Source organism: Nonomuraea sp. AD125B (genome assembly GCF_041402765.1).
GTDB classification, from domain to species: domain Bacteria; phylum Actinomycetota; class Actinomycetes; order Streptosporangiales; family Streptosporangiaceae; genus Nonomuraea; species Nonomuraea bangladeshensis.
This window is the reverse complement of the sequence record NZ_JBGLOU010000019.1, coordinates 71,456-85,060: the sequence shown is the minus strand read 5'-3', so window position 1 is coordinate 85,060 and position 13,605 is coordinate 71,456. Positions and strand designations below refer to the sequence as shown.

Annotated in this window: 15 protein-coding genes and 1 pseudogene; 12 read left to right on the top strand and 4 right to left on the bottom strand. The window is 72.0% G+C overall.

The genetic code is table 11. The annotated features are described in order from the left end of the window. Positions 1-387 (top strand): annotated as a pseudogene (locus tag ACBR40_RS39030) (hypothetical protein); the annotation flags it as partial. A gap of 242 nt (positions 388-629) precedes the next feature. Here the strand turns inward: ACBR40_RS39030 and ACBR40_RS39025 are convergent. Both ACBR40_RS39025 and ACBR40_RS39020 read right to left on the bottom strand, forming a co-directional pair. Continuing rightward, on the bottom strand, positions 630-992 hold the full coding sequence (locus tag ACBR40_RS39025; RefSeq protein WP_344212652.1) for a VOC family protein: 363 nt from the start codon (positions 990-992) through the stop codon (positions 630-632). 97 nt (positions 993-1,089) lie between these two features. Beyond that, positions 1,090-1,818: a YafY family protein gene (locus tag ACBR40_RS39020; RefSeq protein ID WP_344212654.1), complete on the bottom strand. Its 729-nt coding sequence runs from the start codon at positions 1,816-1,818 to the stop codon at positions 1,090-1,092. Positions 1,819-2,075: 257 nt separating this feature from the next. On the opposite strand from ACBR40_RS39020, the gene ACBR40_RS39015 reads away from it, so the two are divergent. Next, a complete protein-coding gene (locus tag ACBR40_RS39015; protein ID WP_371251950.1) occupies positions 2,076-2,369 on the top strand; it encodes a hypothetical protein in 294 nt (97 codons plus the stop codon). On the opposite strand, the gene ACBR40_RS39010 is transcribed toward ACBR40_RS39015, so the two are convergent. Further along, positions 2,359-3,402 carry a PHP domain-containing protein gene (locus tag ACBR40_RS39010; RefSeq protein ID WP_371251949.1) on the bottom strand — a complete coding sequence of 348 codons (1,044 nt, stop codon included), beginning with the start codon at positions 3,400-3,402 and terminating at the stop codon, positions 2,359-2,361. The two genes, ACBR40_RS39015 and ACBR40_RS39010, sit on opposite strands and share 11 nt — an antisense overlap. Before the next feature lie 100 nt (positions 3,403-3,502). Here ACBR40_RS39010 and ACBR40_RS39005 point away from each other — a divergent pair, with 100 nt between their 5' ends. The 9 genes from ACBR40_RS39005 (at position 3,503) to ACBR40_RS38965 (ending at position 11,726) form a co-directional block, all read left to right on the top strand. After that, positions 3,503-3,898 (top strand): hypothetical protein, encoded by a 396-nt coding sequence (locus ACBR40_RS39005; protein ID WP_344212660.1) that lies wholly within the window; start codon positions 3,503-3,505, stop codon positions 3,896-3,898. Between the two features lie 3 nt (positions 3,899-3,901). After that, complete coding sequence (locus tag ACBR40_RS39000) at positions 3,902-5,047, top strand: glutathionylspermidine synthase family protein (protein WP_371251948.1); 1,146 nt, start codon at positions 3,902-3,904, stop codon at positions 5,045-5,047. A 31-nt stretch (positions 5,048-5,078) separates the two neighbouring features. Then, on the top strand, positions 5,079-5,510 hold the full coding sequence (locus ACBR40_RS38995; protein ID WP_344212664.1) for a DUF350 domain-containing protein: 432 nt from the start codon (positions 5,079-5,081) through the stop codon (positions 5,508-5,510). A 120-nt stretch (positions 5,511-5,630) separates the two neighbouring features. Then, positions 5,631-6,755: a helix-turn-helix domain-containing protein gene (locus tag ACBR40_RS38990; RefSeq protein ID WP_344212819.1), complete on the top strand. Its 1,125-nt coding sequence runs from the start codon at positions 5,631-5,633 to the stop codon at positions 6,753-6,755. A 103-nt stretch (positions 6,756-6,858) separates the two neighbouring features. Further along, a complete protein-coding gene (locus tag ACBR40_RS38985; protein ID WP_371251947.1) occupies positions 6,859-7,755 on the top strand; it encodes an ACP S-malonyltransferase in 897 nt (298 codons plus the stop codon). Further along, positions 7,752-8,708 carry a beta-ketoacyl-ACP synthase III gene (locus ACBR40_RS38980; protein WP_344212668.1) on the top strand — a complete coding sequence of 319 codons (957 nt, stop codon included), beginning with the start codon at positions 7,752-7,754 and terminating at the stop codon, positions 8,706-8,708. The genes ACBR40_RS38985 and ACBR40_RS38980 overlap by 4 nt, the downstream gene beginning before the upstream one ends. A 75-nt stretch (positions 8,709-8,783) precedes the next feature. Further along, complete coding sequence (locus ACBR40_RS38975) at positions 8,784-9,023, top strand: acyl carrier protein (RefSeq protein ID WP_020541957.1); 240 nt, start codon at positions 8,784-8,786, stop codon at positions 9,021-9,023. 45 nt (positions 9,024-9,068) lie between these two features. Beyond that, positions 9,069-10,301 carry a beta-ketoacyl-ACP synthase II gene (fabF, locus tag ACBR40_RS38970; RefSeq protein ID WP_344212671.1) on the top strand — a complete coding sequence of 411 codons (1,233 nt, stop codon included), beginning with the start codon at positions 9,069-9,071 and terminating at the stop codon, positions 10,299-10,301. Continuing rightward, positions 10,302-11,726 (top strand): acyl-CoA carboxylase subunit beta, encoded by a 1,425-nt coding sequence (locus ACBR40_RS38965; RefSeq protein WP_371251946.1) that lies wholly within the window; start codon positions 10,302-10,304, stop codon positions 11,724-11,726. A 159-nt stretch (positions 11,727-11,885) separates the two neighbouring features. Here ACBR40_RS38965 and ACBR40_RS38960 read toward each other — a convergent pair whose 3' ends face one another. After that, positions 11,886-12,380 (bottom strand): DUF3145 domain-containing protein, encoded by a 495-nt coding sequence (locus tag ACBR40_RS38960; RefSeq protein WP_091092164.1) that lies wholly within the window; start codon positions 12,378-12,380, stop codon positions 11,886-11,888. A 176-nt stretch (positions 12,381-12,556) separates the two neighbouring features. Between ACBR40_RS38960 and ACBR40_RS38955 the strand changes: the two genes are divergently transcribed. Then, positions 12,557-13,570 (top strand): S8/S53 family peptidase, encoded by a 1,014-nt coding sequence (locus ACBR40_RS38955; RefSeq protein WP_344212676.1) that lies wholly within the window; start codon positions 12,557-12,559, stop codon positions 13,568-13,570. Positions 13,571-13,605: the final 35 nt, after the last annotated feature.

The window sequence follows — 13,605 nt, the reverse complement described above, 5'->3', positions numbered from 1 at the left end:
GAGCTCGCGCTCGGCGTCGACCCGGTGGTCCCGCCGGCGACCGCCGCGGACGGCATCGAGGAGTTCCTGCACAACCTGCCGGCCGCGGTGTGGGTCACCCGGCGGCTGGCTGAGCTCGGCGTGGAGGGGGCCACGATCCACCTCCACGCCACCGACACCTCCGACGCCGCACCCGTCCCCGGGGGCGTCCGGGGCGAGTGGACGATCACACAGGGCCCCGGCGGGCGCATCGAGTGGACGCGCGGCCACGCCAAGGGCGACGTCGGCGTCCGGGGCCCGGCCGCGGACCTGTTCCTGCTGCTCTACGGCCGCCGCTCACCGGACGCGCTCACGGTCCACGGTGACCACGCCCTCCTGACCCGCTGGCTCGCCACCGCAGCCTTCTGACCCCGCCCGGCTCGCCACCGGGGCCTCCTGACCCCGTCCAGTCGGCTCGGGGCCGTCGCGGCCGGGTCAGGGCCCTGGACGCGCCGCCGCTCGGCGATCGGCGGCGTGTCCAGGGCGCGGGGTGACTCCGCGCCGCCCGCGAACCCCTCGTCGTGAGCCCTGAGGGGTAGGGCGGGCGCGCGCGGCCCCGTGGCGGCCGGGATCGGCGGGGAAGGTGCTTCCCCCGGCCCGCGCACGGGTCGTCACCTGCGGTGGAAGATCCCGAAGAGGCTGCCCGAGGTGTCCTGGAGATAGGCGAAGTCGGTGCCCGCGCCCTCGCCGACGACCTTGGTGATCACCTTGCCGCCGAGCGCCTCGGTCCGCGCGCAGGTCTCCTCGACGTCGGCCACCTGGACGTGGAAGACCGCGTGGTCGGGGAACTCCCCCTTGGTGTTGAAGAGCCCGCCCGCCGGCTCCCCGCCGCCCGCATAGCCGATCATGCGGTAGTCCATCGGCCCGCCGCCGTCGCCGGCGGCGAACGTCCAGCCGAACAGACCGCCGTAGAACCGCTGGGCGCCTTCGGGGTCGCCGGTCGCGACCTCGAACCAGGTCACCGTGTTGTCCATCGCCATCTCCCTCTTTCTCGAACAAGACAACGATGCATCCGTTGAGCGACAACCCTATGTCGGTGTTTCCTCTTGACTTTTCGAACATCTGAATCACCTAGTCGAGGAGCGTGCCGTGCACGATCAGCTCCGGGACGTCGGTGGCGAAGCCCTCCAGCGGCCGCTCGGGGCAGCGCTCAGCGGTGACGGTCGCGGCCGCGATGCGGTCGAGCCTGAAGACGCGCACGTCGTCGCGGAGCCGGCACCAGGCCACGAGATACCAGAACCCGCCGCGCCCGCCGAGGAAGACGCCTGGCTCGACGTCGCGCGAGGTGAGCGCGCCCTTGGCGTCGGCGTAGTCGAGCCGCAGCACCCGCCGCCGCAGCAGCGCCTCCTCGATGGCGCGCGAGACGTGCTCGGGGCCGAGCGGCCGGGACTCCTCGCCGTCCTCGCCGGGACGGCGGACGAGCTGCACCCGGCGGGCCAGCTCGCGGGCCAGCTCACCCTCCTGCCCCGGCATGGCGGCGACGACCTTGCGTAAGGCGCTGTGGGCGTGGCGGCCGAAGGGCTGGTCGCCCGCCTGGCTGAGCGCCACCGCGATGGCCACGGCCTCGGCCGGGCTGAAGTTGAGCGGGGGCAGGGACATCTTCTTGTCGATGGCGTAGCCGCCCTTGCGGCCGGGCTCGGCGTAGATGGGGACGCCCGACTCCTGGAGCGCGGTGATGTCGCGCTCGATCGTGCGTACGCTGACCTCGAACCGCTCGGCGAGCGCGCGGGCGGAGCGGCAGCGGGGCGCGATGGCGCGCAGGTCCTCGACGAGCGCGTAGAGCCGGTCGGTACGATTCACAGCCGTGACGCTACGTGCCGCCACCGACAATCGCGGCCCGCGACGCTCCCCCGCCACAGCCTCCTGTCCGCCCGGCCACGCTATTGTCACCCCGCCGGCCGGCCACCGTTTCCGGCTTCGGAGCTGCTTCCCGAGGCGCCTGGCTTTCCGATCGAGCAAAATCGCGCGAACCTGACCATCCTTCCCTCCCTACCGAAGGGTGACATCTCGATAACGCGGAGTTATCGCCCGGCCGCGAGAAGGAGTAGCGTCCAGCCATGCGCCTGAGAACGATTTTCATCACTGTCCTGGCCGGCTGCGCCACGCTCGTCCCCACGGTTCCTTCCGCCGCCGCGGCGGCTCGCGGCACCGCTCCCTCCTGCGTCGCCCGCATCGCCGACGAGCAGCCGCACGGCCTGATCGTGTGGGTGCGCAACGGCTGCGACAGCACCATGCGGGTCAAGGTCATCATGGACTGGGCCCGCGACACGCCCTGCGTCACGCTGGCCGTCGGGCGCTCGCGGGAGTGGACGTACAAGGTCGGGTCCTACAACCGCACGGTCACCTGCTGAGGCGTCCGGGGCGGGCGCGGGTCCAGTCGAGCAGCCGCTCCAGCGGCCAGGTGTTCACGATCCGGTCGGCCTCGATCCCGCATCTGGCCGCCCGCTCGCAGCCGTATCGCTGCCAGTCGAGCTGGCCGGGCGCGTGCGCGTCGGAGTCGATCGCGAACAGGCAGCCCATCTCGTACGCCAGCCGCATCAGCCGCTTGGGCGGGTCGAGCCGGTCGGGCCGGGAGTTGATCTCGACCGCCACCCCGAACCTGCGGCACGCCTCGAAGACCAGCTCCGCCTCGAACTCCGACTCCGGCCGCTTCACGCCCCGCTCGCCGCCGCCCCGCACCACCCGCCCGGTGCAGTGCCCGAGCACGTCCACCCGCGGGTCGGCGACGGCGGTCACCATGCGGCGGGTCATCTCCTCGCCGTTCATGCGCAGCTTGGAGTGCACGCCGGCGACCACCACGTCGAGCCGGTCCAGCAGCTCGGGCTCCTGGTCGAGCGAGCCGTCGAGGTTGACGTCCACCTCGATGCCGGTGAGGATCCTGAACGGCGCGAGCCGTTCGTTGAGCGCGGCCACCACGTCGAGCTGGCGCTCCAGCCGCTCGGCCGACAATCCCTTGGCGACGGTGAGGCGCGGCGAGTGGTCGGTCAGCGCCCAGTACTCGTGCCCGAGCGAGCGCGCCGCCTCGGCCATCTCCTCGATCGGCGACCCGCCGTCGGACCAGTCGGAGTGGCTGTGCAGGTCGCCCTTGAGCGCGGCCCGCAGCGCGGCGGTCTCGGCGTCCAGCTCCACGCCCTCGGTGGCCCGCATCCGCCGCAAATATGTCGGAACCTGGCCGTCGAGGCTTTCGTTGATCACCAGTGCGGTGACCTTCCCGATGCCGGGCAGGTCGCCGAGCCCGCCGTCGCGGGCCAGCCGCAGCAGCTCCTCCTCGGGCAGCTCGGCGACGACCGCGGCGGCACGGCGGAAGGCCCGCACGCGGTACGTCGGCTCACCGGCGCGTTCGAGCAGGAAGGCGATCTCGCGCAACGCCTCGACGGGGTTCATGCGTCCCTTCTACCCCACGGTTTCGGACAGGCCCTGTTCGGCGATTGAACGCGGCCGAGAGCCACCGGTAGGCTGATCGGCCACTGAAAGCAGGAGCTACATGGCAAAACCGCCGCAAAACAGATCGAAGCCGCCGCAGGACCGGAAATCCTCAAAAGTCGTCCAGCTCACCATCCTGGGCGTCATCTCCGTGGTCCTCGTCGGCTACTGCGCCGCCACCGCCGACGACGACGAGGTCACCGCCGACTGCGTGGTGCAGCTCGCCGACGGCACGTACGAGGTCGTGGACGACGACTACTGCGACGACGACGACGGCCACGCGCACTACTACGGCGGATCGCGCGGGGCGTACATGTGGTACTACGGAGGCACCCGCACCGGCAACAAGATCCGGGGCGGCACCACCTACCGGCCCACCGACGTGGACATCTCCTCCCGCAGCGGCAAGTCCATCCAGCGTGGCGGCTTCGGCAAGAGCTGGAGCGGCGGGAGCTGAGGCATGCGTCGCGAGCACAGCACTCCCAGGGACGGCTGGGAGAAGACGATCGAGGGGCAGGGCCTGGCCTACCACCGCGCCGCCCACCCCACGGGCCTCACCCGGCCCTACTGGGACGAGTCGGTGCACTACGTCTTCTCGATGGAGGAGATCGAGGCGCTGGAGGAGCAGGTCGAGGAGCTGCACGGCATGTGCCTGCGCGCCGTCGAGCACGTGGTGAGCACCGGCCGCTTCGCCGACTTCGCCGTGCCAGAGTGGGCGTGGGAGGAGGTCGCGCGCTCCTGGGAGCGGCGTGACCCGCACCTGTACGGCCGCTTCGACCTGCGCTACGACGGCACCGGCCCGGCCAAGCTGCTGGAGTACAACGCCGACACGCCCACCTCGCTGGTGGAGGCGTCGGTCGTGCAGTGGTTCTGGCTGCAGGACGTGCACCCCGGCGACGACCAGTGGAACTCCCTGCACGAGCGGCTCATCGACCGCTGGCGCGCGCTGCGGCTGCCGCCCGGCCCGGTGCACTTCGCCTTCACCAACGCCGACGAGACCGGCGAGGAGGCCATGACGGTCGCCTACCTGCAGGAGACCGCCGAGCAGGCGGGGCACGCGACGATCTCGGTCGCGATGGAGGACATCGGCTGGGACGACCGCGAACGCCGCTTCGTGGACGCCGGCGACCAGGTGCTCCGCTCGGCGTTCAAGCTCTATCCGTGGGAGTGGATGCTCTCGGACGACTTCGGCCGCCACGCCGTGCGTCACGCCACCTGGGTCGAGCCGCTGTGGAAGGCGCTGCTGTCCAACAAGGCGCTGCTCGCCGTGCTGTGGGAGCTCTATCCCGGGCACCCCTCGCTGCTGCCCGCCTATCTCGACGGGCCGCGCGAGCTCACCTCGTACATCTCCAAGCCGCTGCTCGGCAGGGAGGGCGCCTCCATGAGGATCGTCACCCCCGGGGGCACGCAGGAGACGCCCGGCCGCTACGGCCGCGAGGGCTACGTCCATCAGGGCTTCGAGGCGCTGCCGGAGTTCGGCGGCCAGCGCCCGGTGCTCGGCGCCTGGGTGGTCGCCGACGAGGCCGCCGGGCTCGGCATCAGGGAGAGCACGGGCCTGATCACCGACGACACCTCCTCCTTCGTCCCGCACCGCATCGCCGACTGACATCCCCCTTAGAACGAACCAAGGAACAGACGTGACCCTTCTGGAAACCCTCGCCCGCGGCTCCGGTGCCGTCGCCTCGTACGCCGCCGTGGGCGTCCTGCTCATGATCGTGGGCTTCTACGTGATCGACTGGGCCACGCCGGGCAAGCTGAGCGAGATCATCCGCAGCGGACGCAACCCCAACGCCACCCTGCTGGCCTCCTCCGCCATGGCGGCGGTCGGCCTGATCGTGGCCGCCTCCATCTGGGCCTCCGGCGGACGGCTCGCCGAGGGACTGGCGGGCACGGCGGTGTTCGGCCTGGTCGGCATCGTGGTGCAGACCGTGGCGATGCTGGTCTTCGACCGGATCGTCGGCATCTCCGTACGCGACCTGGTCCAGGAGCCCGAGCTGCAGCCGGGCGCGCGGCTGCTGGCGGTGACGCACGTGGCGATCGGCCTGATCACCGCAGTCGCGGTGATCTGAGCACGGGTTCGGCCAGTCGCGCAGGCCGAGTGGCGTCGCGTTCATCGCGAGCCACCTGGCACTCTAGAGTGCGTGACAGACCGGACCCGGGAGGACACCACACGCAGGCTCGAGCGGGCCATGGGCTCGCTCGGCACCGCGGCGCTGGCCCGCATGGACGAGCAGCTTCCCTGGTTCCGCGCGCTCAGCGCCGAGGACCGCTCCTGGGTGGGGCTCGTCGCGCAGGCCGGCATCGCGGCGTTCGTCGAGTGGTTCTCCAGCGCCGGCGAGGACCGGCCGACGCCCAGCATCGAGTTCTTCGGCACCGCTCCGCGCGAGCTCAAGCGCTCGATCTCGCTGCAGCAGACCGTCGACATCGTGCGCGTCGTGGTCGAGGTCGTCGAGGCGCAGACCCACGAGCTGGCCGCGCCCGGCGGCGAGGACCAGCTCCAGCAGGCCATGCTGCGCTACACCCGCGACGTGGCCTTCGCGGCCGCGCACGTCTACGCCCGCGAGGCCGAGGCGCGCGGCTCCTGGGACGCCCGGCTGGAGGCGCTGATCGTGGACGCCCTGGTCCGGGGCGAGGTCGACGACGGGCTCCACTCCTGGGCCGCGGCGCTCGGCTGGACCTCCTCCCCCGTGGTCGTCATCGCCGGCCACGCGCCCGAGGGCGATCCCCGCGCGGTCATCGACGGGCTGCGCGAACGCGGCCGCCGCATCGGCATGGACCTGCTGGCCGGCGTACAGGCCGACCGGCTCGTCGTGATCGTCGGCGGGGCCGACGACGTCGACGTCGCGGCCAAGCAGGTCGTGTCCCGCTTCGGCATGGGGCCCATCGTCATCGGCCCCGAGGTGCCCGACCTGCACGCCGCCCCCCGCTCCGCGCGGGCGGCGCTGGCCGGGCTGAAGGCCTCCGCGGGCTGGCCCGACGCGCCCCGTCCCGCCCACGCCGAGGACCTGCTGGCCGAGCGGGCGCTCGACGGCGACGAGGACGCCAGGGAGCAGCTCATCGAGAACGTCTACCTGCCGCTGGCCGGCACGCCGCTGCTCGACACGCTGGCGACCTATCTGGAGCAGGGCACGTCGCTGGAGGCGACCGCGCGGCTGCTGTTCGTCCATCCCAACACCGTGCGCTACCGGCTGAAGAAGATCACCGAGCTGACCGGCTACCAGCCCACGGAGGGCCGCTCGGCCTTCACGCTCCAGGTCGGCCTGATCCTCGGCAGGCTCGCGGAAGCCGCCGTTACATGGCGACCCCTAACGTAATCGGGCCGAAATCATCACTGTGGGGTTCCTACAAATAAGCCTGGACAAAGTTCGTATGGATCTCCAGCCGCGTGTCGAACCTCTACAGGGCATGGTGGAATGCGTGCTTGTACTCGTCGCTCCGGGCCAAGGTGCCCAAACTCCAGGCTTCCTCACTCCCTGGCTCGAGCTGCCCGGTCTCGCCGACCGGCTCGGCGCCTGGTCCGAGGTCGCCGGGATCGACCTGATCGCCTATGGCACGACCGCCGGCGCCGACGAGATCCGTGACACGGCCGTCGCCCAGCCGCTGCTCGTGGCCGCCGCGCTCGCCTCGGCCGAGGCCCTGGGCGTGCAGCCCGACGTGCTCGCCGGACACAGCGTGGGCGAGTTCGCCGCGGCCGCGCTGGCCGGGGTGCTCACGGCCGAGCAGGCGCTCTCCCTCGTCCGCGAGCGGGCCCAGGCCATGGCCAAGGCCGCGGCGATCACCGAGACCGGCATGACCGCCGTGCTCGGCGGCGCCGAGGACGAGGTGCTGGCCGCCATCGACAGGCACGGGCTCACTCCCGCCAACATCAACGGCGCCGGCCAGATCGTCGCCGGGGGCACGCTGGAGCAGCTCGCGGCCTTCGCCGAGGACGCCCCGGCCCGCGCCCGGCTGCGCCCCCTGTCCGTGGCGGGCGCCTTCCACACCCGGCACATGGCGACGGCCGTGGAGAGCCTGCGCGCCGCCGCCGAGGCCCTCACGCCCGCCGACCCGCGGGTGACACTGCTCTCCAACGCCGACGGCCGATCGGTCGCCGGCGGCGCCGAGTTCGTCGATCGCCTGGTCAAGCAGGTCAGCAGCCCCGTCCGGTGGGACGCCTGCATGGAGACCATGGCCGGGCTCGGCGTCACCCGGATGATCGAGTTGCTGCCCGGCGGCACGCTGACCGGCCTCGCCAAGCGCGGGCTGCGCGGCGTCGAGACCGTGGCGCTGAAGACACCAGACGACCTCGAAGCGGCCAGGGAGCTGATCAAGTGAGGATTCCCGACATCGCCCCCGGCGCCCGGGTGCTGGCGCTCGGCCATTACCAGCCGGCCAACGTCGTCACCAACGACGACCTCGCCAAGACCATGGACACCAACGACGAGTGGATCCAGTCGCGCGTCGGCATCAAGGAGCGCAGGGTCGCCGCCGCGGGCGAGTCGGTCGAGGACATGGCCGCCATCGCGGGCGGCAAGGCGCTCGCCGCGAGCGGGCTGTCGCCCGACGACGTCGACCTGGTGATCGTCGCCACCTGCACGCTGGAGACGCAGATCCCCAACGCCGCGGCCATCGTGGCGCACCGCCTCGGCATCAAGTCGCCTGGCGCGTTCGACGTCAACGCCGCCTGCGCGGGCTTCTGCTACGCGCTCGCCACCGCCAGCGCCGCCGTACGCGGTGGTTCGGCCAGGAACGTCCTGGTCATCGGGAGCGAGAAGCTGTCGCAGTGGGTCGACTGGACCGACCGCTCCACCGCCGTGATCTTCGCGGACGGCGCGGGCGCCGCGGTCGTCGGCCCCGCCGAGACCCCCGGCATCGGCCCCGTGGTCTGGGGCAGCGCCGGCGACAAGTCCGACGCGATCGCGATCCAGGACCGCACGACCTTCCTCCACCAGGAGGGGCAGACGGTCTTCCGCTGGGCCACCACCGCGCTGCACCCGGTGGCCCTGGAGGCCTGCGAGCGGGCGGGCGTCGACCCGTCCGAGCTGTCGGCCTTCGTCCCCCATCAGGCCAACCTGCGCATCATCGAGGCGATCGCCCGTAAGCTGGGCGCCGACAAGGCCGCGGTGGCGCGCGACATCGTCACCGCGGGAAACACCTCCGCCGCCTCCATCCCGCTCGCGCTCTCGCGCATGCTGGAGCGCGGCGAGGTGCAATCCGGCGGGCTGGCGCTCGTGCTGGGCTTCGGCGCGGGGCTCACGTACGCGGGCCAAGTGATCGAGATCCCGTAGGATCCCGCCCGCACCACTCGCTTGCGCGGTCCTCGGGCCGCGCGGATCCAAGAAAAACTAAAGGAGAACAACGACATGGCTGCCACCGAGCAGGACATCCTTGCGGGCCTCGGCAAGATCATCAACGAGATCACCGGGATTCCGGCCTCCGAGGTGACCCCCGAGAAGAGCTTCGTGGACGACCTCGACATCGACTCCCTGTCCATGGTCGAGATCGCCGTGGCCGCCCAGGACGAGTTCGGCGTCGAGATCCCCGACGACCAGCTCAAGAACCTGAAGACGGTCAAGGACGTCCTCAACTTCATCCAGGGCTGAAAACCACCGCAGCACACAACTGATCACCAGCAAGGAGCGCGAAACGTGAGTGCGAACCGGGTACGTGTCGTCGTCACCGGGCTTGGCGCGACGACGCCCGTCGGTGGAGACGTCACCTCGACCTGGGCGGCGCTCCTCGCCGGTCAGTCGGGTGTCGAGACCCTCGCCGCGGACTGGATCGACACCGTCCCCGTGAAGTTCGCGGGGACGGCCGCCGTCGATCCGGCCGAGGTGCTGCCCCGGCCCGAGGCCCGCAGGCTCGACCGCAGCGAGCAGTTCGCGCTGGTGGCCGCACGGGAGGCCTGGCAGGACGCCGGCGCCCCCGAGGTGGCTCCCGAGCGGCTGGGCGTGGTGGTCTCCAGCGGCATCGGCGGCATCACCACCACGCTGAACGCCTACGACACCTACCGTGAGCGGGGCTGGAACCGCCTGTCGCCGTTCACCGTGCCCATGCTCATGCCCAACGGCCCGGCCGCCTGGATCGGCCTCGACCTGGGCGCTCAGGCGGGCGTGCACGCCACCGTGTCGGCGTGCGCCTCCGGCGCCGAGGCCATCGGCAGCGCCATGGACATGATCAGGGCCGGCCGCGCCGACGTCGTGGTGGCCGGCGGCACCGAGGCCGCCATCCACGGGCTCAACATCGCGGCCTTCGCCGCCGCGCGGGCCATGTCCACCCGCAACGACGACCCGGCCGGCGCGTCCCGCCCGTGGGACCGCGACCGCGACGGGTTCGTGCTCGGCGAGGGCGCCGGCATCATCGTGCTGGAGTCCGAGGAGCACGCCAAGGCGCGCGGCGCGCGCATCTACGCCTACTGCGCGGGCGTCGGCTACTCCGCCGACGCGCACCACATCACCCAGCCCGAGCCCGAGGGCCGGGGCATCATCATGGCCATGACCCAGGCGCTCAACAACGCCGGCGTCTCCGGCCAGGACATCAAGCACGTCAACGCGCACGCCACCTCGACCCCCGCGGGCGACGTCGGCGAGGTCCGGGCGATCGCCAAGGCCATCGGCACGCACCCGCTGGTCACCTCGACCAAGTCCATGACCGGGCACCTGCTCGGCGGCGCGGGCGGCATCGAGTCCGTCTTCACCATCAAGGCGCTGCAGGACCGGATCGTCCCCGCCACCATCAACCTGCACGACCTCGACGACGGCATCGAGGTGGATCTCGTCCACGGCGAGAATCGCAAGCTGCCCGAAGGCGACATCGCCGCAGTGAACAACTCGTTCGGCTTCGGCGGGCACAACGTGTCCGTCGTGTTCAAGGGGGCTTAAATGACCGTGCTCGACAACGGGGTGGTGAGGCCCGGCTCCGATCAGGAGCCCGCCGATCCCCGTGACCCACTCGTCCGCCTGTCGGCCCTGCTCGACGAGGGCTCGCTGCGGCTGATCACCCCGGAGGACAAGAGCGGCGTCCTCGCCGCCATGGGCCGCGTCGAAGGCGTGCCCGTCGTCTCCTTCTGCAGTGACGCCCGCTTCCAGGGCGGTGCGATGGGCAGCGAAGGCTGCGAGCACATCGTCCACGCCTACGACGTCGCCGTACGCGAGCGGGTGCCGGTCATCGGCATCTGGCACTCCGGCGGCGCCCGCCTCACCGAGGGCGTCGAGTCGCTGCACGCGGTCGGCAGGGTCTTCGCCGCCATGACCAAGGCGTCCGGGGTCGTCCCGCAGATCTCCGTGGTCGTCGGCCCGGCCGCGGGCGGCGCCGCCTACGGGCCGGCGCTCACCGACCTGGTCATCCTGGCCGACACCGGCCGCATCTTCGTCACCGGCCCCGACGTCGTCCGCAGCGTCACCGGCGAGAGCGTCGACGCCGCCGCGCTCGGCGGCCCCGAGCCGCACAGCAAGCGCAGCGGCGTCGTGCACGTCGTCACCAAGACCGAGACCGACGCCTACGTCAGGGCGCGCCAGCTCGCCACGCTCCTCGGCCACCAGGGGCGGGTGCGCGCGGGAGAAATCGAGGAAGTGGACTTCTCCACGCTGCTGCCGGAGTCCGCGCGGCGGGCCTACGACGTCAAGCCGCTCGTCAACGGCCTGCTCGACGAGCCCGGCATCGAGCTGCACCCCAAGTGGGCGCCGAACATCGTCACCTCGCTCGGCCGCCTCGGGGGCCGGACCGTCGGCGTCATCGCCAACAACCCGATGCGGCTCGGCGGCTGCCTCGACGCCACGTCCGCCGAGAAGGCCGCCCGGTTCGTACGCATGTGTGACGCGTTCGGCGTGCCGTTGGTTGTCCTGGTGGACGTTCCCGGTTACCTGCCGGGCGTCGGGCAGGAGCACGACGGCGTCGTACGGCGCGGCGCCAAGCTCCTGCACGCCTTCGCCGAGGCCTCGGTGCCGCGCGTCACGCTCGTCACGCGCAAGGCGTACGGCGGGGCGTACATCGCCATGAACTCCCGCGCCCTCGGCGCCACCAAGGTCTTCGCCTGGCCCACGACCGAGGTCGCGGTCATGGGTCCCGTGGCGGCGGTGCGGATCCTCAAGCGGCGCGAGCTGGCCGCCGCGGCCGAGGAGGAGCGGGCGGCGCTGGAGGAGCGGCTGGCCGAGGAGCACCAGAAGCTGGCCGGCGGGCTCGAACGCGCTCAGGAGCTCGGGGTCATCGACGAGGTGATCAGCCCCGGGGAGACGCGCGGCGCCATCGCCAAGGTCCTCACCCAGGCGACCCCCGCCCGGGGCGCTCACGGCAACATCCCCCTGTAACACCGGCTTTCTCCGAAAGGCCCCGCACTCGCCCTCTTCCGGCGGCGAGCGCGGGGCTTTTCTGCTGCGTCAGGAACGGCGGGCGCCGCACACAGCCCAAAAGGCCCCGCACCGGCGAACGGTGGGGGCCTTTTCAGGGGGAGGTCGGGTGGGCGCCGGTCAGACGGCGGCGTGCAGCCAGCGGACGGGAGCGCCGTCCCCGGCGTACCGGAAGGGCTCCAGCTCCTCGTCCCACGGCCGGCCGAGCAGCTTGTCGAGCTCTTCCTCAAGCACACAGCGCCCCTGGGCGGCCAGCATCATCGCGGCCCTGAGCCGGTCCTCGGGGACCATGATGTCGCCGTTGACCCCGATGACCGCCGTGAAGGCGCCCAGGGTCGGCGTATAGCAGTGCCGGGAGCCGTCCACGCCCGGCGAGGCGTCCTCGGTGATCTCGAACCTGAGCCGCTGCCAGCCCATGAGCGAGGAGGCGATGGCGGCCGCGATGCCGGGCCTGCCCTCCCACTCGGCCTGCGCCCGTACGACGTTGGGCGCGGCGGGCTGCGGCGTCCACGTCAGGTCTACGGGCACGCCAAGGACACCCGCGACCGCCCATTCGATATGAGGGCACAGCGCGGGCTGAGCCGAGTGGACGTAAAGGACGCCACGTGCAGACACCGGACCTCCCGTTCGGTACGAGGTGCGCCTTCCCCAACGGCCTCGTACATAGGGATGATCACAAGTGACTAGGGAGAGACTACCGTCGGTCGCCACCCGGCACCAGTGGGGGGCCATACCAAGTTGGTGCGGGAGTGTCGCGTGACACCTGGTGCGGGCGGGAAACATACGTCGCCATGAACTTCCAATCTGTCGGCGAGGCGCTCATCCGTCCAGGTCAGCTGCTGGGCGACCGGAGCACCTTGTCCGCCGTCGCCCGCTGGACCCAGGCCGTCTCCGAGGCGGACGGGGTCTGCGTCGCGCACCTGTCGCCCGGGGTGGACCCCTGCGAGCTCGCCTCCGAGCTGCACGCCAGGGGCCTGCGGGCCTCACCCAACCACGTGTTCCGCGGCCAGCCGCTGTTCTTCGGCGGCCCGGCGTCGCGGCCGTTCCCGGTGGAGCCGATCCCGTACCGGCCGGTCAGGAACCGTTCCGCGGCGACGGTGGCGGTGCTCGACACGGGCGTGGCCAAGCATCCGTGGTGGTCGGGCACGGAGTGGTTCGCCCGCGTGGGCCCGGAGGACGCCGACGCGGCCGAGGGACAGCAGGCGGGGCACGGGACGTTCATCGCGGGCCTGCTGGCGCGCCTGGCGCCCGGCGTGTCGCTGCGGGTGCGGCGGGTGCTGGACGGCGACGGCGTCGGCGACGAGGCGAGCGTGATCCGCGCGCTGCACCGCCTGCGCGAGGACCCGCCCGACGTGATCAACCTGTCCTTCGGCGGCCACACCTTCGACGACCGGCCACCGCCCCTGCTGAACGACGCGATCGCGGCGCTGAGCGACACCGTGACCGTGGCCTGCGCCGGCAACACCGCCTCCGACCGCCCGTTCTGGCCGGCGGCGCTGCCCGCCGTGGTCGGCGTGGCGGCGCTGGAGGCGACGGGGCGGCGGCGCGCCGCCTACTCCGGCTACGGCACGTGGGTGGACGCCTGCGCACGCGGCGACTGGCTGGAGAGCAGCTATCCGGACCTCGGCGAGTTCGGCGGGTTCGCGACGTGGAGCGGCACGTCGTTCGCCGCGGCGCTGGTGTCGGGGACGATCGCGGCCGCGGCCGTCGCCGAGCCGGCCAAGGAGGTGGTGCGGCGGATGCTCGACGGGGATGGCGCCCGGCAAATTCCCGATCTGGGAGTTGTCGTTCCGGCGAGTCTGTAGAGTTTACGCTCAGTCCACGTTCGATCACGGGGAGG

Bases quoted from the DNA above. Each gene is read 5' to 3' on its own strand.
- ACBR40_RS39025 (WP_344212652.1), bottom strand. From the start codon at position 992: ATGGACAACACGGTGACCTGGTTCGAGGTCGCGACCGGCGACCCCGAA.
- ACBR40_RS39015 (WP_371251950.1), top strand. From the start codon at position 2,076: ATGCGCCTGAGAACGATTTTCATCACTGTCCTGGCCGGCTGCGCCACG.
- ACBR40_RS39010 (WP_371251949.1), bottom strand. From the start codon at position 3,402: ATGAACCCCGTCGAGGCGTTGCGCGAGATCGCCTTCCTGCTCGAACGC.
- ACBR40_RS39005 (WP_344212660.1), top strand. From the start codon at position 3,503: ATGGCAAAACCGCCGCAAAACAGATCGAAGCCGCCGCAGGACCGGAAA.
- ACBR40_RS39000 (WP_371251948.1), top strand. From the start codon at position 3,902: ATGCGTCGCGAGCACAGCACTCCCAGGGACGGCTGGGAGAAGACGATC.
- ACBR40_RS38990 (WP_344212819.1), top strand. From the start codon at position 5,631: ATGGGCTCGCTCGGCACCGCGGCGCTGGCCCGCATGGACGAGCAGCTT.
- ACBR40_RS38975 (WP_020541957.1), top strand. From the start codon at position 8,784: ATGGCTGCCACCGAGCAGGACATCCTTGCGGGCCTCGGCAAGATCATC.
- ACBR40_RS38965 (WP_371251946.1), top strand. From the start codon at position 10,302: ATGACCGTGCTCGACAACGGGGTGGTGAGGCCCGGCTCCGATCAGGAG.
- ACBR40_RS38955 (WP_344212676.1), top strand. From the start codon at position 12,557: ATGAACTTCCAATCTGTCGGCGAGGCGCTCATCCGTCCAGGTCAGCTG.